The sequence below is a fragment of the Dyadobacter pollutisoli genome (assembly GCF_026625565.1).
In the GTDB taxonomy this organism is placed as follows: domain Bacteria; phylum Bacteroidota; class Bacteroidia; order Cytophagales; family Spirosomataceae; genus Dyadobacter; species Dyadobacter pollutisoli.
This window is the reverse complement of sequence record NZ_CP112998.1, coordinates 5073329-5094205: the sequence shown is the minus strand read 5'-3', so window position 1 is coordinate 5094205 and position 20877 is coordinate 5073329. Positions and strand designations below refer to the sequence as shown.

At 46.7% G+C, this 20877-nt stretch carries 16 protein-coding genes; 14 read left to right on the top strand and 2 right to left on the bottom strand.

What is annotated here, in order from left to right:
* Positions 1 to 127 precede the first annotated feature (127 nt).
* The 14 genes from ON006_RS20715 to ON006_RS20650 all read left to right on the top strand — a co-directional run bounded on the left by ON006_RS20715 (position 128) and on the right by ON006_RS20650 (position 17155).
* Positions 128 to 766 carry a GntR family transcriptional regulator gene (locus tag ON006_RS20715; RefSeq protein ID WP_244823765.1) on the top strand — a complete coding sequence of 213 codons (639 nt, stop codon included), beginning with the start codon at positions 128 to 130 and terminating at the stop codon, positions 764 to 766.
* Between the two features lie 392 nt (positions 767 to 1158).
* Positions 1159 to 4347, top strand: a complete 3189-nt coding sequence (locus tag ON006_RS20710) for a SusC/RagA family TonB-linked outer membrane protein (RefSeq protein ID WP_244823764.1) — start codon at positions 1159 to 1161, stop codon at positions 4345 to 4347.
* A 17-nt stretch (positions 4348 to 4364) separates the two neighbouring features.
* Positions 4365 to 5951: a SusD/RagB family nutrient-binding outer membrane lipoprotein gene (locus tag ON006_RS20705; RefSeq protein ID WP_244823763.1), complete on the top strand. Its 1587-nt coding sequence runs from the start codon at positions 4365 to 4367 to the stop codon at positions 5949 to 5951.
* 195 nt (positions 5952 to 6146) lie between these two features.
* Positions 6147 to 7370, top strand: a complete 1224-nt coding sequence (locus ON006_RS20700; protein ID WP_267609894.1) for a glycoside hydrolase family 20 zincin-like fold domain-containing protein — start codon at positions 6147 to 6149, stop codon at positions 7368 to 7370.
* Between the two features lie 40 nt (positions 7371 to 7410).
* Positions 7411 to 8220 (top strand): hypothetical protein, encoded by an 810-nt coding sequence (locus ON006_RS20695; RefSeq protein WP_267609893.1) that lies wholly within the window; start codon positions 7411 to 7413, stop codon positions 8218 to 8220.
* A gap of 136 nt (positions 8221 to 8356) precedes the next feature.
* Entirely contained in the window at positions 8357 to 9169 is an 813-nt protein-coding gene (locus tag ON006_RS20690) for a creatininase family protein (RefSeq protein ID WP_244823761.1), read from the top strand.
* Between the two features lie 242 nt (positions 9170 to 9411).
* Positions 9412 to 9789 (top strand): RidA family protein, encoded by a 378-nt coding sequence (locus ON006_RS20685; RefSeq protein ID WP_244823760.1) that lies wholly within the window; start codon positions 9412 to 9414, stop codon positions 9787 to 9789.
* Between the two features lie 33 nt (positions 9790 to 9822).
* Positions 9823 to 10776, top strand: a complete 954-nt coding sequence (locus tag ON006_RS20680; protein WP_244823759.1) for a 3-hydroxyacyl-CoA dehydrogenase family protein — start codon at positions 9823 to 9825, stop codon at positions 10774 to 10776.
* A 1-nt stretch (position 10777) separates the two neighbouring features.
* The gene (locus ON006_RS20675; RefSeq protein ID WP_244823758.1) at positions 10778 to 11911 is read left to right on the top strand and encodes a mandelate racemase/muconate lactonizing enzyme family protein; all 1134 of its coding nucleotides are present in this window, start codon (positions 10778 to 10780) and stop codon (positions 11909 to 11911) included.
* The gene (locus ON006_RS20670) at positions 11908 to 12834 is read left to right on the top strand and encodes a DMT family transporter (RefSeq protein ID WP_244823757.1); all 927 of its coding nucleotides are present in this window, start codon (positions 11908 to 11910) and stop codon (positions 12832 to 12834) included. The genes ON006_RS20675 and ON006_RS20670 overlap by 4 nt, the downstream gene beginning before the upstream one ends.
* Before the next feature lie 9 nt (positions 12835 to 12843).
* On the top strand, positions 12844 to 13809 hold the full coding sequence (locus tag ON006_RS20665) for a dihydrodipicolinate synthase family protein (RefSeq protein WP_244823756.1): 966 nt from the start codon (positions 12844 to 12846) through the stop codon (positions 13807 to 13809).
* A 68-nt stretch (positions 13810 to 13877) separates the two neighbouring features.
* Positions 13878 to 14621, top strand: coding sequence for an SDR family NAD(P)-dependent oxidoreductase (locus tag ON006_RS20660; RefSeq protein WP_244823876.1), 744 nt, complete (start codon positions 13878 to 13880; stop codon positions 14619 to 14621).
* A 28-nt stretch (positions 14622 to 14649) separates the two neighbouring features.
* Positions 14650 to 15753 (top strand): hypothetical protein, encoded by a 1104-nt coding sequence (locus ON006_RS20655; protein WP_244823755.1) that lies wholly within the window; start codon positions 14650 to 14652, stop codon positions 15751 to 15753.
* A gap of 1 nt (position 15754) precedes the next feature.
* On the top strand, positions 15755 to 17155 hold the full coding sequence (locus ON006_RS20650; RefSeq protein ID WP_244823754.1) for a Gfo/Idh/MocA family protein: 1401 nt from the start codon (positions 15755 to 15757) through the stop codon (positions 17153 to 17155).
* Here the strand turns inward: ON006_RS20650 and ON006_RS20645 are convergent, their stop codons facing one another.
* Complete coding sequence (locus ON006_RS20645; RefSeq protein WP_244823753.1) at positions 17156 to 17497, bottom strand: cupin domain-containing protein; 342 nt, start codon at positions 17495 to 17497, stop codon at positions 17156 to 17158.
* Positions 17498 to 17650: 153 nt separating this feature from the next.
* Positions 17651 to 20866: a M4 family metallopeptidase gene (locus ON006_RS20640; protein ID WP_244823752.1), complete on the bottom strand. Its 3216-nt coding sequence runs from the start codon at positions 20864 to 20866 to the stop codon at positions 17651 to 17653.
* Positions 20867 to 20877: the final 11 nt, after the last annotated feature.

The following is a 20877-nucleotide window of genomic DNA, read 5'->3' as shown; positions in this document are numbered from 1 at the left end:
ATAAGGGTGGAAGGTGCTTTCTACTACGAATTAAGTCAAAAATGAGGTGATAGTAAAATTGAATTATTTCTTACCTTTATATTCATGTTTTTGGTTTACTAAATTATGAATTATTGTTTACATAAAAATGAAGGAAGATTCACTTTCGAATAAAGCATACACAGAACTTAGAAAAAAAATACTTTCCAATCAGCTTACGTCGGGTACCAGGCTCAAAGAGGATGAATGGTCTAAGAAGCTGGATGCTAATCGTATGGCTATTCGCGAGGCGTTGACCAGGCTGCTTGGTGAACAGCTGATCGTGCAGGGAGAAAAAGGTGGTTTTTTTGTAAAAACACTTACCATTGAAGATAGTCACAAGATCAGGGAGCTACGTGAAATACTGGAAATAGGCGCATTGCGACTGTTGATCCAAAAGATAGAAGCTCCGCAAATAGAGGAACTGGACCGGATATGTGACGACTTTACGTCTATGGTAGAGCGGGGGTATTTTGGAGGAGCATGTGAGGCTGACGTTAAATTTCATGAGACTTTGATAGAATGTGCTGGAAATGAAAAGCTTGTAGATTTATATAAAGCAAGCAACATTCCCTTGTTTCATCAGAAGCTGGGCAAGACGCAAACACATATGGATGATTATGAGCTCACAGATCAGGAACATCGCGAAATAGTAGCGGGTATCAAAGCAAGGGATGTGAAGCGGGCGGAAGATGCCTTGTTGAAACACCTGATCCGCGGCGAGGTAGCATCTATGGACCTGGCCTGAGACTGAATTGTAGCGACCATTTTTACAGAAGATTATATGAGGAGCCGGTACCAGCGTAGGTACCGGCTTTTTTATTGGTTTACATGCCAAATAATTTTTGGTAACCCACAAACCAACAGTACAGACTTTCGCGGAAACCCTGATCGGGCGTTTATAGTTTCGCGTAAATCATATTGAATAATTTTTTCTAAATTTTTTTGTTGACAAAAAAATAATATATTTGTTAACATAATAACCTGATAATTATTTACTCAATGTTTATAACTCCACGTCGGGGAGTTGAATGTCGCCTGGCCCTTACTAAAATCGTCCGCCTATGAGAAAACACTTGCGTCGTTTCTTGCCTTTTGAGTTTCCCATTAGTCCCATTTATCGTTCAGAAAACTTTGGATATGAAAAAATCTTTAGACCCATTGAGGTTTCACGCTCTGAATCCCTCGATTATAAAAAACTTTTTCCTTAGCCGCTCACTCGTTCTTCCGTTACTACTTTTGCTTATTATCGTAGGTCTTGAACCGGCCAGTGCGCAACAGGTGAGGAAAGTATCGGGCCGCGTGCTCGACCAGAAAGGGGCGCCGATCCCCGGAGCATCGGTCATCATTAAGCGGTCAACGCAGGGAGGGATAGCCGACAAAGATGGAAAATTCAGCCTGTCCGTGCCGGATAACGCAAATGTGCTGGTGATTTCTTACATCGGTATGAAAACACTGGAAGTTGAAATAGGTAGCCGTACCGACCTCAGCGACATTACCCTTTCGGAAGAAAGTGTAGGTTTGCAGGAGGTGGTTGTAACGGCCCTGGGAATTGAGCGGGCGGCCAAAACACTGACCTATTCGACGCAAAAAATTGGAAGTGAGCAAATTAATGAAGTACGGGATGCAAACTTCACGAATACATTGTCCGGTAAAGTAGCCGGTTTGACAATTACTCCTTCTTCGAGCGGTCCCGGCAGCGCTACCCGCATTATCCTGCGTGGAAACCGGTCTATCCAGGGAACAAACAATGCATTGATCGTAGTCGACGGTGTACCTATAGATAACTCGACGATTTCCGGACAGGTAAGAAATGACTCCGGTGACGACAACCGCGGAAACAGCGGAAGCGATGGGGTTGCAAACCTTAACCCCGATGATATTGAGTCTATTAACATTCTGAAAGGAGCGGCGGGAGCTGCATTATATGGAAGCCGTGCTGCGAACGGGGTTATGATGATCACGACCAAAAAAGGCAAAAGCGGCGCATTGAGTGTCAATGTCAATTCAGGCGTATCATTCGATAAGGCATTTACTTCGCCAAATCTGCAAAATCAGTACAGCCAGGGAGCTGGCGGGATTTATTCCGCATTGGGAACAGGCAGCTGGGGGGCGGCGATCACCGGCCAGAGCGTAACCGACTGGGCTGGTAACACAGTACCACTGCAAGCCTATCCTGACAATATCACGGATTTTTACAGAACTGGCATTTCGACCAACAACGCGATTGGTGTAAGCGGCGGAACAGAGAAAATGACGACCTATTTTTCTTATGCCAATAACAATGCAAATGGCATCGTGCCGACTAACAGTCTGACACGTAACACATTCAATGGCCGATTGGGCATTAACATCACCAGCAAGTTATCGGTGGATGCTAAGATCACTTACACGCTGCAGAAGATCAAAAACAAGCCTGGCGTTGGTGGGGACGGTTTTGTAGTAGCCAACCTTTCGCATATCCCACGCTCGGTGAACCTGGAAGACTTGAAAGATTACAAAACGATCAGTTCCACAGGTATTGAAACCCAGAGATACTGGACAAATCCTGACCCGGTTTATATGAACCCGTACTGGACGATTTATAATACCAAACACCTGGAAAACAGAAGCCGGGTAACTTCGCTGATCGCGATCAAATACAAATTTACCGACTGGCTTAACATTCAGGGACGGATTAGTTCCGATAGCTATAACGACTTCAATACACACAGTTATTCCAATAATACAGCCAACTATGCCCGCCTGCCGGGAGGATATTATGCAGAAGAAAACGCGCTGGTGAGTGAACGCAACATTGATATCCTGCTGAACGGAACGAACAACATTACGAAGGATATCAAGATCAATTACAACCTGGGAGGTTCGATGTTGATGAGAAACCTGAGACGGAGAGTAAACTACGCCGACGGCCTTGGTATCCCGAATAAGTTTGATTTGGGCTTTGCGACAAACCTGGGCGTAACGTCCAGCACAAGCAAAAGAGACCTGCATTCAGTTTATGGAACGGCGCAGTTTGCGTTTAAAGATTATCTGTTCCTCGACCTCACGGCACGTAACGACTGGTCGAGCACATTGCCTGAGCCGTACTCGTACTTTTATCCATCGATCGGTCTTTCAGGTGTTTTGTCGGAAATGGTACACTTGCCAAACTGGGTGAGCCTTGCCAAAGTACGTGCGTCGCTGACCAAGGTAGGTAATGATGCAGATCCTTATCTGATCAACCAAACCTATACGTATAGTAGGGGATCGTTCGGAGGATTTGTTTCGAGTAGCCCTACCAAATCCATTGGTAACCTGAAACCGGAACTAACCCAATCATTGGAATTTGGCACGGACTGGCGATTTATGGAAAACCGTTTTGGGATTGACGTAACTTACTACAAAACCAATTCGAAAAACCAGCTGCTGACGGTGAGCGCCCCGGCCTCTTCGGGCTATGCTTCGCGTTATTTCAATGCAGGGAATATTCAGAACACGGGTGTCGAAGTGGTACTTTCCGCCAGGATCCTGCGAAGCGACAAGTTTACCTGGAATATGGGACTGAACTACGCGCTGAACCGCAATAAAGTGATTGAACTGGACCCGAGAGTGCCTCGCGTGTACCTGGGCTCAGGTACCAATGTGCGCACTGCGACTCCGCTGGTAGTGGAAGGCCAGAGCTACGGAGATATGTACGGATACAAATGGAAGCAGCTGAACGGACAATATCTGGTGGATGCGAATGGTGTGCCCATTAAAACAGACGCCATTGAAAAAGTGGGCAACTACAACCCGAAATTCACCGCAGGTTTCAGCAATAATTTCTCCTACAAGAACTGGACATTGGGTCTTTTGATCGATGGTAAATTTGGGGGAATAGTAACTTCCGGCTCGGCAGCGCAGAATGCTTACTTCGGAAATGCCGACTACACTACCCAGTACAGAGAAGCTGGATCGTGGGTTTTGCCAGGTGTGACAGCGGAAGGTACTGCCAACAACAAGGCGATCAATGCAGAGAAATTCTGGACGACGGTTTCGCAAAACAACTACTCCTGGGCTGAGTTTTTCACATACGACGCCACAGCTGTGCGTGTACGGGAGCTGACATTCGGTTATGAATTCAAAGGACTTCCTACATTCATCAAGACCGCCAAGATCTCGTTTGTAGCGCGTAACCTGTTCTTCATTTACCGCGGCGATGCCATTCTGGACATTCCGGGCATAGGCAAAAGGAAAATTGATTTTGATCCCGAGGTCAGCATTGGTAACAGTAACTACCAGGGTATCGAGTACAATAACCTGCCTGCTACCAGGAGCATGGGATTGAACCTTAAACTTTCATTTTAATTAAAACAATGACGGTCATGCATTACAAGATAAATAAATATTATTGCCTGTCCCTGGCTTCATTGCTGTTGCTAATTGTGGGCATAGGCGGCTGTACGGATGATTTTGATTCGATCAATACGGATAATACCAAGCTGGGTTCGGTGAGTGCGACGGAGTATCCATATATGTTTGCCAATGCGCTGATGACGACTACATTGGCTCCCAACGATTTTGAAATTGGCGAGGGAACAGTAGCAGGAGTTTACTCTCAGTTTTACTCACAGGCGGCGATGTCTTTTCCGACAGACCGCTATGTGATCAAGCAGGAATGGATGCCTGCGGCCTGGAACCCGGTGTATATTTCCGCCGCGCCTCAGCTGAAAACCATTATTGAAAAAACTGACGAAAAACTGGCCGAGAATGCGATCGCGAAAGTATGGTGGGTATGGATGTTCCATCGCGTGACCGATTACTTTGGGCCTGTACCTTATTTTGATGCGGCCAATGGTAAGGATGCAGTTGCATTTACGCGTCAGGATTCTATTTACTACGATTTTTTCAAAAAGCTGGACGTCGCTTCGACAGTTCTGAAAAGTGCGGGTACTGCTACTCCTTACGATAAATTTGACCTGGTTTACAATACAAAAGGAAACCAATCTCCTGCTGCCTGGGCTAAATTTGCCAATACTTTACGCCTGAGACTGGCATTGCGTATTTCCAAAGTAAATCCGGCGCTCGCTAAGCAGGAAGCCGAAGCAGCAGTAGCGGCAGGTGTGATGACAGCTATCACGGATGATGCTTATATGCCCAAATCCAGCACGGTTTATAACGAACGGAATGGTCTGTCGCAGATCGTGGCCTGGGATGAGCTTCGGATGAGCTCTTCTATGGAATCCATTATGAAGGGATACGACGATCCTCGTATGCCGATTTATTTTCAGCCAGCTACATTCACCGGCAAATTCGACGGTGTAAGAAACGGATTACTGGTTGTTGAAAAACAAATGGACATCAATTCCCGAAAATTCAATTCCAATCTGGGTTCGCGCTGGGCTACCAATGTCGGCAATGGCAACTTTACGGCCAATTTTGCAACACCTCAAAACATCATGCACGCCGCAGAGGCTTACTTTTTGAGAGCAGAAGGCGCATTGAACGGCTGGAATATGGGTGACAATGCGCAAAACCTGTACGAAACCGGTATCAAAATGTCGATGGCGCAATGGGGTATTACGGATCAGGCCGTGATCGCCAAGTACATCAGCAATCCCGCTATCCCGATTGCACCTCAAGACGGCCAGAATTCTCCGCCGGTGAACGACTACCCGGCCAAATGGGCAGCTTCCGCGGATATGAACCGCAAGCAGGTAGCGCAGCAAAAATGGCTGGCGCTTTTCCCAGACAGCATGGAAGGGTGGGCAGAAGTACGCAGATCGGGCCTGCCGGAACTCTATACCATTGTTCACAGCGAAAATCCGGACCTGCCGGAAGGAAAGCGAATCCGTCGCATCCCGTTCCTGGATACCGAAAAGCAAACCAACGCTGACGCCGTCGCCAAAGCCGTGAAGCTACTGAACGGGCCGGACAATGCGGCTACGCCGCTGTGGTGGGACAAAAACTAGTTTTTGATTAAATAAAGGATTGGTGGTAGTTGTAATTGTTTAATTAGCCGTGATAAAAAAAGTCCCGTAGGGACGAAATCTTGGTATTTCATCCCTACGGGACTTTTTTTAGAGCTCTGGTGATAAAGATCGAGCCGTTATTCCGAGTTCATGTTAACTATTTAAAAGCTTATATTGATTAAAAATTCATTGAATATGCGAGGGTATCTTCATCAGCTGTGTTTTTTTTGTGTTTTTACAATTCCTGTCTTTGCTCAAAAGCAACCTGTTTTATTCCCCGAACCTGAATCCATTCAGTACCAGTCGGGGACTTTGCCACTCTCCAAAATCTCAGTCGCCATTCCTGCCAATGCTTCGACAGACATAGCATTCGCGCTCAATGAATTGAAATCCATTATTCTCGAACGTTCCGGGCAAAAAGCAATGATGGCTTCGTCGCAGGCCGCTGCTACATTTCAGTTTTTGGTAAAAGAAAAAGGTCACGAATTGCCGGGAGTATCCGAAACCAGTCCGGGCAGTAAGCGCGAGCATTATAAACTGAACATTACCTCTCAAAAAATACAGATTGAAGCTACCACGTCGGCCGGGCTTTACTATGCGGTTCAGACGATCCGGCAAATGATCACCGGAACTGGAAAAGCGGCTTACATTCCCTGTGTTACCGTTACGGATCAGCCCAAACTGGCTTTTCGTGGAGTAATGATGGACTTCGCGCACGGCGGTTTGCCGACTGTGGAGGAGATCAAAAAGCAGATTGATTTTCTGGCGCTTTGGAAAACCAACCAATACTACTTCTATAATGAAGTAAGCATTGAATTAAAAGGGTTTCCCACCGTTGCCTACCAGTCGGGCTACACGCAGGAGCAGATCAAAAGTATCATTGCTTACGGAAAAGAGCGGCATATGGACGTGGTCCCGTTCCTGAATTTGTACGGGCATTTGCATGAATTATTAAGAAATGAAAAGTACGCCGACCTCGCGATAGGGCAGTACGGGCATGAGCTCGACCCACGCAAACCCGGCGCTAATGTGCTCTTGAAAGACTGGATCAAGCAATATACCGACCTGTTTCCAAGCCCATTCATTCACGTAGGATTTGATGAAACCTGGGAAACCAAAAGGATTGCGGACGATAAGGACGGCAAAATCAATTCGGAAGAATTGTGGCTGCAGCAGCTCACATTTGTTCAGAATGAATTGAAAAAGTATGGTAAAACAGTTATGGCGTGGACGGATATGAATAACTACTATCCTGATATCATGAAAAAACTGCCGAAAGGCGTGATACCGGTGATTTGGGAGTACAAGCCTGATACTGTTGAGATTAACCGGTATCTGAATCCGGTACTCAAAGAGAAAAAAAAATTTTTTTATACAGCCGGCGGTTTCCGGCTGGGGCCACATTTACCCCGATGCTGATTATACCTACACCAACATTGACCTGTGTTTGAAAGCAGGCATGAAAAATCATACATTAGGCTTCATTCATTCCGTTTGGACGGATGCAGTGGAACCGTTTGTGCGCTCCTCGTGGCTATTTATGGCTTATGGCTGCATAGGCGCGTGGCAGGGGCAGGTACCCGACAAGACGAAATTCACGGTGGCATATAGTTCCATTCTGTACCCGGAAGCAGCCGCGGAAATGCACAAAGCGTTTGATTATCTGGCTCAATCCAATGTGTATCTGGATAAATGTCTCGGTAAAAATACCAATGGAATGCCACGTGGGACCATCATTGAAAGCTGGTCGAATCCGTTCCTGCCCTATTATCTTAAAAATACGAATGAGCATTCGGACGATTTTCGTAACGCCCGCAAGCTCAGCGAAGAAGCACAAGGCCAACTGATCCTGGCGCTGGCCAAATGCAATAAAAAGGATAATGCTTTTATCAATTCCCTGCTCGTGGCGGCGCGGCTGATGACTTACTCCGCTACCCGCTATCTCTGGGCCAAAACGATGTGTGACCGCTGGGACGAATCGATGCTGCGGCGGAAGAAAAATGACTTCGTGGTATACGATATCACACACATTTGCCACGGGTTACTGATCGACGTGATGGACGAAAATGGTGAATTAAAAACGGCCTACCAGCAAGCCTGGCTCTCGGAAAACATGCCTTACCGCATGAATACCATTTTGGGGAGGTTTGATGTAGAGTACGCCTTGTGGCAGAAACTGTTTCTGAAAGTGATCGACTACCGCATTCAGAACAAGCCGGAACATGTTGCGGATCAATCATTTCAAGCACTATTCAGGCCTGATTTTTAGTAAGGAATTTTCACTCGCATGCCCACGAAATAACTCATGGAGGTTTGACTTGGTTATTTTGTAAACTATTTTGTATATTTTTTGTTTACAAAAATTTAATTGATACATTTGAACCAGCGACCTTTCCCAGTGTGCTATGTTATTTTCGAATCTGAGTTACCCGTCAGTTAATCTGCAAAAAGACGCTGTTATTTTGCTTCCACTGGGAGCGATTGAGCAGCACGGCCCGCACATGGCGGTTTCTACGGACACGGATATTGTAACATACATCGCCCGTCAGGCAGAAACAGCATTGCCGGACCAGGTACTGCTTTGCCCGACATTACCTTTCGGGTCGAGTCATCATCACTTGTCATTCGGTGGTACGATCAGCATTCGCCCAGAGCTTTATACAAAGGTTATTGTCGATCTGATTGGGTCGTTATTACAAAATGGATTCAGGAAAATAGTGCTTTTGAATGGTCATGGGGGCAACATTACCCCGGTGAAACAAGCACTGGCAGTGCTAAGCAAGGATTTTGACGCGGCATTGCAGCCCAACATTGCGCTGGTCACCTATTGGGAGCTGGGCGGAAAGCCATTTGCCGGAGAAGCTCCGATGGAAAGCCCCGCGCTAAGTCATGCCTGTGAGTACGAAACCAGTATGATGCTGCATTTATTTCCCGAAAAAGTAAAAATGGACAAAGCGCAGCGCGCCTTGCGACCAGAAAGTAACGGATACATTCCCTGGGAAGATGATGAGCCATATCGTGGCGTAACGCTTTTCAAACAAACAGCCTTCATTTCCAGCAACGGTAGCAGCGGAGAGCCGCAACTGGCGACGGCGGAAAAAGGGGAGCATTTGCTTGGGAAGGCAGTGGAGGAGTTGGTGAAGTTTCTGGGGGAGTTTGGGGGGTGGGGGGTGATGGGGGAAATTACTTCGGCAGTCGGCGGTCGGCCGTCGGAGTGAGAAGTGAACTGTTTTTTAGCACGTAATATAATGAAGTTGCTTTTGTCAGCCACCGCTGTGGTCGAAGGTCGTTATTTGTTTGGCGCTATGCCTTTTTGCAGTGTGCATGTGCGCTTCGACCGCCGGGCGGCCCCGTGCGCTCAGATTGACAAGTAAGTGGTTGATTTTTAATTTAATATCTCAATGATCAAACAATCAAACAATAAGCCGACTGCTGAAAGCCGACGGCCGATAGCTTTAAAATGAAACAAGAAATAAAACACCCCGATAAAAATGTGAGCACCGGCGCTTATTCAGCCGGTGTTTTGAAAAACGGTATGTTATTCATCAGTGGTCAGGGGCCGCTTGATTTGAAAACCGGTACAGTCATTCACGGAACGATCGAGGAAGAGACATTGCTGACGCTGGAACATGTAAAAAAGGTAGTGGAAGCGGCTGGCGGTACCATCGACGACATTGTGAAATGTACCGTTCATTTGGAAGATATCAATGATTTTGACCGGTATGACGTGGCCTATGGCACATTCTTCACCGGTATCCGTCCGGCGAGGACTACCGTGCAATCGGTACTGTCCGACGGGATCAAGATTGAGATCGACGCCATCGCGGTGATCGGTTAATGGGCGGAAATAAACGAGTTAGTTTTTGATAAAATGAGTGCGAAACAACGAATCGGTACGGTAGGTCTGGGGTTAATGGGCAGCAGCATTGCTACCTGTATTCTGGCTGCAGGGCACGAGGTCACTTCTCTGGTCAAAAGCATGGAAGAGGCTAAACTTGCCCTTAAACGCATTCTGGGGTTTTTGACTGAACTGTATGAGGAGGGTTTGTTGACCGAAAATCCTGAAAATGTAATTACCCGGATCACCATTACCGATGATGTGGCGGGGCTTGCGGGCCATGAGATCGTGATTGAATCCATTACCGAAGATGTGGAGGAAAAGAAGCGGGTTTATCATTTATTGGAAACCGTTCTGTCGCCGACAGCCATTATCGGCAGCAATACATCGGCCATTCCGGTATCGGTTTTACAAAATGGCTTAAAGCATCGGGAACGGATGTTAGGTATTCACTGGGCTGAGCCTGCGCACATTACGCGGTTTATGGAAGTGATCTGCGGCAAAGATTCCAATGTGGATTATGCATGGCAAATCGTAAAACTGGCCGAGAGCTGGGGCAAGGAACCATCGCTTTTGAGAAAAGATATCAGGGGTTTTATCACCAACAGGATCATGTACGCCATGCTTCGGGAGGCATTCAATCTCGTGGAAAATGGGTATGCGACGGTAGAAGATGTCGATCGGTCTTTGCGTAATGACCTGGGTTACTGGATCACATTTGCCGGCCCGTTCCGGTTCATGGACCTCACAGGCATTCCGGCGTACCTGACTGTGATGAAGGATTTGTTTCCCGACCTGGACAATACTCAAAACGCACCTGCGCTCATGGAAGACCTGGTAGCGTCGGGAGCGAAAGGGGTAAGTAATGCAAAAGGATTTTACCCATATACCCACGAAAGCGCGGCTGCCTGGGAGAAATTATTCATAGAATTCAGCTACGACATTCGCAAGCTGGCCGAAAAATACCCTCAGAATATTGGAGAATAGAATGACAACCATCGCATCTATCAAAGCTACCGAGGTGATCGTGCCTGCCAAGCCAGGCAGTCTCAATTCGGAAATGGTACTGGACAAGGATACAGCTTTTGCCAAAAAATTCATGACTGGTGAAAGCTGGACGGAATTTGCCAATCAGCCCAAATGGATCATTGAAATGACACTTCAAAATGGTCTGACAGGAGTAGGAGAAACTTACCGCAGCGCGTCACCCGACCTGATCGAAGCAAGTATGGAGGTGCTTGTTGGTCAGGATATTTTGAAACTTAACTGGCGCAGGCTGCCGGTAAACGATCAGCGGATTTACGAAGCCTTTGAATGCGCGGTGCTGGATCTCGTGGGTAAACTCTTGCAGGTACCTGTGTACCAGCTGCTGGGCGGAGGCTACCGCGAGCGTGTAGATTGCATGGGCTGGACGGGCAGGCGCACACCCGAAGATGCCGCTCAAAAGGCGTTTGAGGCAATGCAAAGAGGACATAAGGTTTTCAAATTCAAATGTTCCGATGAAGACCCGGTTCGGTTGTGGACAGAGGAGATCAGGAGGAAATGCGGTGAGGGGATAAAGGTTTTACTGGACCCGAACCAGCGCTGGAATGATGTGGAAACGACATTGAAACTCATGGAGGGTGTGGAGCCAAGTATGATGCTCGGTCTGGAAGATCCTGTTTTACATGAGGACATTGAAGGGTTTCAGTATCTCAAAAAGCATTTGGGCGTGCCGATGTACCGGCACATTTCGCTGCCCTACACCCAGGATATCCGTGATATGATCGCTTTTGTTAGAGCTGACGCGGTGGACGGCTATAATTTCAATGGTTCGGCATTCAATTCGGTGCTATTGGCCGAGGTGGCGCATCTGGAAGGAAAGCCTTGCTGGCGCGGATCGGAGGTGGATCTTGGGATTTCGGAAACGATGGGTTTACACATTGCCGCGGCGAGTATCAATTGCACTATTCCGTCGGATATTTTTGGTGAATTGGTTAGAGAAGACGACCTCATTGTGGATCCTATCGATTTTCAGAATGGTGCTGCATTGGTGCCGCAGGGTGACGGCCTGGGCATTACATTGGATTTAGCAGCGGTTGAAAAATATAAAACAGGCCAATATTTATTTGTAACGCAATGAAAAAAGCATTTCTGTCCTGGACGATATTATTCCTTTGCAACCTCATATGGTCGTTTCATTTTACCTGTATCAAGCTCGTGCAGGATCAGGTAGGGCCGTATTTTACCGTTTGGTTACCGATGTTGCTAGCGACTATTTTTCTCGCCCCATTCGTCATCAAGGATTTTAGAAAAGGCAAAAAGAAGATCAAAGACGTTTTGATTTTTGTGCAGCTCGGTGCTTTGGGCGCTTTTCCTTCGCAGGTTTTGATGACGTACGGTACCCAATATTCGCTGGCCAGTAATGCCGCAATACTGGTTTTGGCACTCCCGGTGATCACAGCAGTATTTGCATTTTTCCTGCTAAAAGAAAAAATGAACACGATCCGCTGGATCAGCTTTGGGATAGCGATCATCGGCGTGTTACTATGCTCGACGGACGATATCAAAAAGATGGATTTGAGCTCGCGCTATGCATTGGGTAATCTGCTCATTTTCCTGGCGATCATCGGGAATGCTTATTACAATGTGGGCTGCAAGCAGGTAGCCGAAAAGTACACCGAAATGGAGATGGTTTTTTACACCTACCTCGTTCTGGTGATCATGCTGGCGCCGCTGGTGTGGTATTATGAGCCCGAAATGTTTTCGCGCATCCCGGATTACACGACGCAAACCTGGACGGGAATGATCGCACTAACATTGTTTCATAACTTCCTGTCTATGATCATGTTTTTCAGCGTGCTCAAATACCTGGATGCCACGCAGGTCGCGCTGTCCAACTACCTGATCACATTCATGGGGCTGCCGATCGCCGCTTTTGTTTTAGGAGAAACATTGAAGACCCAGGCCATTATCGGAGGTGTCCTGGTACTGGCCAGTACATTGATCCTGACCATTGTAGACAGCAGGTCTCAACAAAAGAAACTGGTTGAAATCAGTCAATAAACAATAATAATGATGATGATGAATTCAGAAAACGAACTGCTTGGAGTGGTACCCATTATCCCGACTCCATTCACTGAAAACGAGGAGATTGACGAAGATGCCCTCCGCAGCCTGATTGATTTTGCTATAACCAGCGGAATTGAAGCGGTATGCCTTCCTGCCTACGCCAGTGAATTTTACAAACTAACCGACGATGAGAAATTGCAGGTCGTGCGGGTAGCGGTAGAACATGCGGCGGGGCGGATCAAAATCGTGGCACAGTCCAACCATCCCTCTTTGAAAATCGCGATCAAACTGGCGAAAGCCAATGTTGAGGCAGGAGCGGACGTGGTTTCTCTCGCAGTTCCGAGGATTTTCAGTTTGCCGGAAGATTCTCTCAAAGTATACCTTTCTGAATTTCTGCAGTCAATTCCGAGTACACCTGTTTTGATCCAGGATTTCAATCCCGGCGGGTCGTCGATCAGTGTCGAATTTATCAAAAACCTGATGGAGGAGAACCCGAATTTCAAATATCTGAAACTGGAAGAACCCCTCTGTGCACCCAAGTTTGATAACATTATCCAAAGTACAAAAGGTAAAATCGGCCTTTTTGAGGGCTGGGGAGGCTTGTACATGCTGGAACTGATCCCCATCGGAATTCGCGGAGTAATGCCCGGGCTGGCGGTCGCGGATATTCTGCAAAGGGTATTTAACCTGCGCAGCAATGGTGAGCACGCGAAAGCCTTCGATTTGTTTGAAAAGGTCATGCCGCAGATTTTCTTTTCACTACAAAACATGGAGCTTTTCCACTACGCTGAAAAGGAACTCCTGATGGCAAGAGGGATTTTGAAAAACAGCATTGCACGCAAAGCAGCCTACATTCCCGATCCGTCTTCGATAGCTTACATTAAAGAACTGAACCAAAGGGTGATAGATGTGCTCAACGATGAAAGCTGGGAAATTAAGCCTTTGGAAACAACATTGTCAAAAGAGTGATAAGAATTAGTAAAAAACGTACTTTTAAAACCGGCAAGTTAATGAAGACTAAACACCCAGCTGGTAAAATGAGCAGTTTCAGTACACAGGTAGCAATTATTACAGGAGCTGCATCGGGGCTTGGCCTGGTGATAGCACATAAACTGTTGAATGAAGGTGCCAGTGTAGGTCTGTTCGACCTGAATGAAAAGGCTTTGAATGAGGAGTTTGTGGGTAATCTGGACAAGGAGGAACTGATAGGCCTGGACGTGACAGATGAACAGCAGGTGGAGAAGGGAGTCGCCCGGGTTGTGGAACGATTTGGCAAAGTAGACATTCTGATCAACTGCGCGGGAATTACCGGAACTACGGGTATCAAAAGCCACGAGGTCGATACAATGAACCTGAAAAAGGTGTTTGATGTCAATTTTATGGCTAGCTACTATACTTCCAAAGCCGTGCTGCCTTATATGCTGGCCAACCATTACGGCCGTATTTTACACATTGCATCCATTGCCGGTAAAGAAGGCAATGCAGGAATGCTCGCTTATTCCGCTTCCAAAGCGGCGGTGATTGGAATGACCAAAGTGCAGGGAAAAGAATACGCCGAAACCGGAATTACCGTAAATGCCCTTGCCCCGGCCGTGATCCGTACGCCCCTGGTGGACGCGATGCCCGAGAGCCAGGTGAAATATATGACTGACAAAATCCCGATGAAACGCTGTGGAACACTGGAGGAAGCCGCAAACATGGCTGCATTCATTGTGTCGCACGAAAACAGTTTCACCACCGGCTTTACATTCGACCTTTCCGGCGGACGCGCTACCTATTGATTTTCCGCCTGCTACCCTTACCAAAACCATGGAAGAGAACCGCATTCATTTTATAAGCCCCATCGAGGGAGACATGCTCCATGCCCGTGACGGCGTCATGACGGACGAGTACCTGGAAGTAAAAGTTAAGATTTCGGCTCCGGATGCTACGACACTGATAGTGAACGGAACGGCAGCGACATTGATCGACGGAGTTTTTGAAGCCACAATTCGTCTGACCGACTACGAAAACAACATTGAGGTAGAAGATCAGGATAACGGTGATAAAAGTAGTATCACGGTTTTTTGGCTCAAAAATTTTGCAGGCGGATATCGTCTGTCCATTGATGACAACATTTGGTTTTTAAGGGATATTCAGCAAAATAAAGACAATTGCCAATCGCTTTTTGATAACCCTTACCTGGGTTTTCTCAAAGATGTGAATGCAAGATTTGGTACCAAGATCCATTTAAACCTTTTTTACCAGACCGATGGATTCAATCTGTCGGACTTCACAGACCAGTATAAGGAAGAATGGAAACAAAGCTCCGAATGGCTCCGGCTGAGCTTTCATGCCCTGGGAGAATTTCCGGATATGCCTTATTTAGCAGCAGATTATGATCAGGTGAAAAAGGATTGTGACCTGATTATGGGCGAAATCAAGCGTTTTGCCGGGGAGGAAGTAATGGGCTCGGTAACCACCATTCACTGGGGTGAGGCAACTGTGGAAGGTTCACGGGCAATGCGGGATGCAGGTTATACGGGTCAATTAGGCTATTTCAATGTAGATGATGACCAATATTCAGCTTCGTACTACCTCACCGTGCCGCAGCGGCGACATATCAAAAAGCGGTTTGTCTGGCGGGATACGGCTGAAAACATCACTTTTGTCAGGGCCAGTATTGTGATCGATACCAAGAAGCTGCCAGAGATCAAGCCGCATCTGGATCAGCACGAAAAGAATGGTTATAAACCGCCATTTCTGGATCTGCTGGTGCACGAGCAATATTTTTATCCGTTTTACGAAGCCTACCAACCAGACTACCGCGACCGGATTTTGGCGGCAGTTCAATGGGCAGCCGACAATGGTTACACGCCGTCGTTTTTAAGCGAAGCCATTTCCAGTAAGATTGTAAATCAGCAATTGAGTTGATATGAAGCAGGATAGGAGGGATTTTTTAAAATTGACGGGCCTCGGCCTGGCGTCAGGCGGCGCATTATCAGCCTATGCAGGAACATCCGATCCCGGCCAGCTGCCGGATAAGCGAGGCCCGCAGGTATTTAATATGTGTAACTATGCGGCTCCGAAGCTCAGCACTGTACGTATAGGGTTTATCGGTTTGGGCAACCGGGGGATGGCGGCAGTAGAGCGAATGAACAAAATTGAAGGCGTAGAGATCAAAGCGCTTTGCGACCTGCGACCTGAAAAAGTAGCAGAAGCCACCAAAATGACAGCGGCTACCGGCCACAAGCCGCAGGGATTTCATACCAGTCCTGATGCCTGGCAAAAGTTGTGCGAAATGCCGGATCTGGATCTGGTTTACATTGTCACACCGTGGGCATTGCATACGCCGATGGCAGTTTTCTCGATGAACCATGGCAAGCATGTGTGTGTGGAAGTGCCTGCTGCCAAGACCATTGACGAATGCTGGGAGCTGGTGGAGACTTCGGAAAAGACGAAAAAGCATTGCATGATGACCGAAAACTGCTGCTACGACTTTTCAGAGCTGCTTACATTGAATATGGCCCGACAGGGATTCTTCGGTGAAATAACGCATTGCGAAGGTGCATACATTCATAATTTGCAAGAATACGTTTTTGATAAAGAGCGCTTTTACCAAATGTGGGAGCTGAAAGAGCTTTCGCAAAGGACTGGTAACCTGTACCCAACACACGGCCTCGGCCCGATATGCCAGGTGATGAACATTAACCGCGGCGATGTGATGGATTACCTTGTTTCCATGTCGAACAATGACTTTGTGATGGCGGACACTGCCGTGAAGCTGGCTGAGAAAGATGCCTCGTTCAAACCATTTGTAGGGAAACCCTATAATGGCATGATGAACACATCCACGATCCGCACAAAAAAGGGCAAGACGATTATGTTGCAGTTTGACGTTTCTTCGCCACGCCCTTATTCCCGCATTCAGCTCGTAAGTGGTACCAAAGGAGCAGCATTGAAATACCCGGAACCAGCGCGTTATTCACAGGGACACGAGTGGCTTTCTCCGGAAGAGTACAAGGCCATTGAGGCAAAATATACGCCACCAATCGTCAAAAAAATAGGTGAAATGGCCAAGCAGGTAGGCGGCCATGGCGGGATGGATTTCCTGATGGACTGGCGCACGATCGATTGCCTTCGTAACGGCCTGCCGCTGGATCAGGATGTGTATGATGCTGCAACATGGAGTTCAGTGGGACCGCTGAGCGAATGGTCCGTAGCGCATCGCTCCAATTCAGTAGACGTTCCCGATTTTACACGAGGAGCGTGGAAAACGAATGTTCCAATTGATATTTCAATGGAAAAAGGAGGCAATACCGGCGTGAAATTGTAACTACTGAGCCTGCTTTTCCAACTCAATAAAATCCTGCCGGGCTGGGGTAAAACAATCGATCACCTTACATTGCGTATGTGCTACCGCGGAATGTGGCGCATTGGAAGGAATGTAGGCCGTCATCCCGGGTGTGAGGAGCATTTTTTCGCCGTCAATATCAAATTCCAATTCACCTTCCAGTACGTGTGACCATTGCTCGTGCGGGTGGCTGTGTACGGGCAAGACAGTGTTGGCATCAATGGTAAAATGCCCAAAAGTCTGTTTTTCAGAATGTGCTAGTGTCCCATAAATTCCATCCCAGATTTTGACAACTTTCTTCGTATTGAAATTGATGAATGGCATGAGGTGAATGATTATGATAAGGAATTGAGTTCTTCAAAAGAATGAAAAAATGAGGAAGAGAGTTCACGGTGGGTTCGTGCATTTTGTTTGACGGGGGTATATGTACAAAGAAGCCACCAAAATGGCAGCCTCTTTATTACGAATGCTTCTTTCTTATTTTATAATTATGGTTTTCTTATTTTCAATACCCTCTCCTTTATTTAAACTGACTATGAAAGTACCTGAAAGGTTGACAGGTAGGACGACCTTTTCACTATGTTTGCCGTTGCCCATAATCGTGTGCTCATAAACGGACTTACCTTGTATATCAAAAGCTGAAAGGGTGGCCTTTTTGCCTTTTCCCAAATAGAAGGAAACGTCAAATTCACCTGAGTTTGGATTGGGGGATACGGTAAGCGTCATATCCTCAGACTCATTTATGCTGGCCATGTCTTCATAGCCAATGCGGCCACCAGGAGTTGTAATACAAACTTTTTTTGTTTTAAAATAACCCTCTGGGCCACCATAAATCTTGAAAGTATTGTTTCCTTGAACGAGAGAAGCTGTAAAACTTACATCCTGGTAGTTCTCCGACCCACCGGTATATGCAAATCCGAGTGATTGGTCGCTTCCTCCATTGACTTTGATACTGCCATTGACTGTAGAAGCCGCTTCCCACCGGGCATAATTTATTTTGACGGTGTAGGTGCCTGCTGGGTTTGCATTGACTGTATAAGTATAGTTTTCGGAAGAATTACCATAACCAGCGATATTCTCTGAACTACACGCACCGGAGACAGGACCATTAACATTAACCGTTACACTGGCGCTGTTACTTGTACAGCCATTGGCTGTACAAGTTGCTGTGTAAGTAGTGGGTGTTGTAGGGGATACGGTTTTCGCGCCGCCGGTCCCCAAGCCGTGAGACCAGGTTACCGTTCCTCCACAGTTGGAAGCCGTAAGCGTGCTGCTTCCTCCTGAATTAATGGTAGACGGATTGGCGCTAAGCGTTGGGGCTGGAGTGGGGCAACTTACGGTACCTTCTATGCAAACCTTTTTTGTCTTAAAATAACCTTCTGCTCCACCATAAATCTTGAAAGTATTGTTCCCTGCTAACAGTGAAGCACTAAAACTTGCATCCTGATAATTCTCCGAACCACCTGTATAAGCAAATCCGAGCGATTGGTTACTTCCTCCGTTGACTTTGACACTACCATTGACTGTAGAAGCTGCTTCCCACCGCGCGTAATTTATTTTGACGGTGTAGGTACCGGCTGAGCCTACATAGACCGTATAAGTATTGTTCTCGGAAGCGTTACCATAGCCAACAACGTTCTCCGGGCTGCATGAGCCGGAGAGAGGGTTGCATTGTGTAGTAGTAACTGTTACAGGTTGGACGTTTAAAAAGCAACCTAGTTTCGTAGTGCTTACATTGTAAGTATACGAACCTGGTGTAGTTGGAGAATTGATTGAAATGGTTTTGCCATTCTGGCCCACATTTGTCCCTGTCCATTGAAAGGTATTGATGTGATTACATCCTGATCCGACGCAGTTGGCGGTTAACGTAACCGGGGCACCACACGAGGTATTAGAAGGAGTTGCTACTGGTGCAATGGTAAAATTACAGTCGGGGCAGGAAGTAGTACTTTGAATAATACCTCCTCCAACCAAAGTCCATGCGTATGAAACTTGCCTGGCAACATCTGAGCAACTTCCATAAATATCTATTGCCGCCTGTTTAGTTGCCTCTACTGCGTCGCCGTAACCCGAATTAGGTTGTAAATAATACTGTTGGGCCCTTTGTACAATTCTTGCAGGTTTATTATAATCCAAAGGTGTTCCTGTAGGCCCACCGGTACGCATATACCAATACCATTTGTTCATGACGCCGCTGTTCGTGTGAACACCTCCAAAATCATTATTGAGATCATTGGTGGGCATCCATCCAGGCCCAAGATAGCTATCCGGCTGTGGCTGGGAAGTGAAAAAGGGAGTATCCCAGTTATGAAATGCCTGAAAAGGGTTCGACATGCTCCTTAATTGGTCCGCATCTTCGGCAATTTCATAATTGGCGTTTGGCCCCAGCAAGTAGAATTCCAGGGTAGTTCCCATAATATCCGCAATGGATTCATCCAAGGCTCCGGATTCTCGCTCATATGTTAAGTTAGCAGTATAATCATTCACTGCGTGTGTATATTCGTGACCCACAACATCGACTGTTACGAGGCTGTTGTTATTTGGCGCTCTTCCAAATCTGATCATATCAACCCCGGTCCACACGGCGTTAACTTGGGCCCATTGTACCAATACCCGTGGATAGGCCCCGTTTCCATTATATCCATTTCTTAAAAACAGCGTCTGGTACATTTCATGGGTCTTCTGAGTAAGCCAATGAGCCGTGGTGGCATTCCGGTTAGCATTACTCCAATTGTTGGTCAGGTTAAAAACATCCGGGTTATTGCTCCACTGTCCGGTATTATTGACATCAATACGGGTATTCAGCTGGTTGTTGTAAGCGCTGAGCCTGAATTGTGCGCCTACCTGCTCCGTTTCAAAGGTCAGGTTGCCTTGTCCGTTCAGGTACCGGGTATAATTGGGGATCAGGTTGGAAGCCACCAGGGGGGAGCTTATGCCAGGTTTAGGTAATTTATATGATGTACCTGAACCCAATTTTACAGGCTCGCCTTGGACGGCCGAAGATCCAAAACAATTCTTAAACAGCGGGATTTTTTTTAAGACTTTACCCGTTTGCGCATGCACAAATACCTTATATGGCTCAGCTATTTTTTCACCTTTGAGCTCAAAGGAATAGGCCAGCACATAACTTTCCTTAAGGAAATTTTCATCGGTCCGTGTAAGGACCAGTTCCCCTTCCGGTGCTTCTTTTTTATCAAAATCATCGCTTGTTAGTTTTTGCTCCGACATGGCCGTTTCCAGGGCAGTTTTGACATCTATGGGCTTTGAAACATCCACTTCCAACCCCGCAACAATGCGTCCATGGGCCACTTTCAAAACGTCGTGCACCGAGTGAAGACTAAATTCACCTCCTTCCACGGCTACATTTTTATAATAAAGCCGAAAGAGCTGGTGCTTTGTTTTGATTTTGATGTCCTCTTGCGTATCTGTGTCTTCCTTAACGGCTTTGAGATGGTAGCCGTCTGAAAGGCCAAGATTTTTGGCGTACTGCCTTATAAAAGCATCCGGGGACATATGAGCAGGTTGGTCATCTTTGAAGAAAAGCCAGCCATTATCTGTCATTTCCCTGAACAGGGCGTTGAAGGAGTCGTCTCTCTGGAGTTTATATGGGGCGTTATACTTGGATTGGGCTAAAATAATTCCACTATTCCAAAATAATATATAGAACAAATAGATTATTAAATTTCTTTTCATATGTTTCGGAA

Excerpts from the sequence above, each read along its gene's own strand:
- ON006_RS20715 (WP_244823765.1), top strand. The coding sequence starts at position 128 with ATGAAGGAAGATTCACTTTCGAATAAAGCATACACAGAACTTAGAAAA.
- ON006_RS20710 (WP_244823764.1), top strand. The coding sequence starts at position 1,159 with ATGAAAAAATCTTTAGACCCATTGAGGTTTCACGCTCTGAATCCCTCG.
- ON006_RS20705 (WP_244823763.1), top strand. The coding sequence starts at position 4,365 with ATGCATTACAAGATAAATAAATATTATTGCCTGTCCCTGGCTTCATTG.
- ON006_RS20700 (WP_267609894.1), top strand. The coding sequence starts at position 6,147 with ATGCGAGGGTATCTTCATCAGCTGTGTTTTTTTTGTGTTTTTACAATT.
- ON006_RS20695 (WP_267609893.1), top strand. The coding sequence starts at position 7,411 with ATGAAAAATCATACATTAGGCTTCATTCATTCCGTTTGGACGGATGCA.
- ON006_RS20690 (WP_244823761.1), top strand. The coding sequence starts at position 8,357 with ATGTTATTTTCGAATCTGAGTTACCCGTCAGTTAATCTGCAAAAAGAC.
- ON006_RS20685 (WP_244823760.1), top strand. The coding sequence starts at position 9,412 with ATGAAACAAGAAATAAAACACCCCGATAAAAATGTGAGCACCGGCGCT.
- ON006_RS20680 (WP_244823759.1), top strand. The coding sequence starts at position 9,823 with ATGAGTGCGAAACAACGAATCGGTACGGTAGGTCTGGGGTTAATGGGC.
- ON006_RS20675 (WP_244823758.1), top strand. The coding sequence starts at position 10,778 with ATGACAACCATCGCATCTATCAAAGCTACCGAGGTGATCGTGCCTGCC.
- ON006_RS20670 (WP_244823757.1), top strand. The coding sequence starts at position 11,908 with ATGAAAAAAGCATTTCTGTCCTGGACGATATTATTCCTTTGCAACCTC.
- ON006_RS20665 (WP_244823756.1), top strand. The coding sequence starts at position 12,844 with ATGATGATGATGAATTCAGAAAACGAACTGCTTGGAGTGGTACCCATT.
- ON006_RS20660 (WP_244823876.1), top strand. The coding sequence starts at position 13,878 with ATGAGCAGTTTCAGTACACAGGTAGCAATTATTACAGGAGCTGCATCG.
- ON006_RS20655 (WP_244823755.1), top strand. The coding sequence starts at position 14,650 with ATGGAAGAGAACCGCATTCATTTTATAAGCCCCATCGAGGGAGACATG.
- ON006_RS20650 (WP_244823754.1), top strand. The coding sequence starts at position 15,755 with ATGAAGCAGGATAGGAGGGATTTTTTAAAATTGACGGGCCTCGGCCTG.
- ON006_RS20645 (WP_244823753.1), bottom strand. The coding sequence starts at position 17,497 with ATGCCATTCATCAATTTCAATACGAAGAAAGTTGTCAAAATCTGGGAT.
- ON006_RS20640 (WP_244823752.1), bottom strand. The coding sequence starts at position 20,866 with ATGAAAAGAAATTTAATAATCTATTTGTTCTATATATTATTTTGGAAT.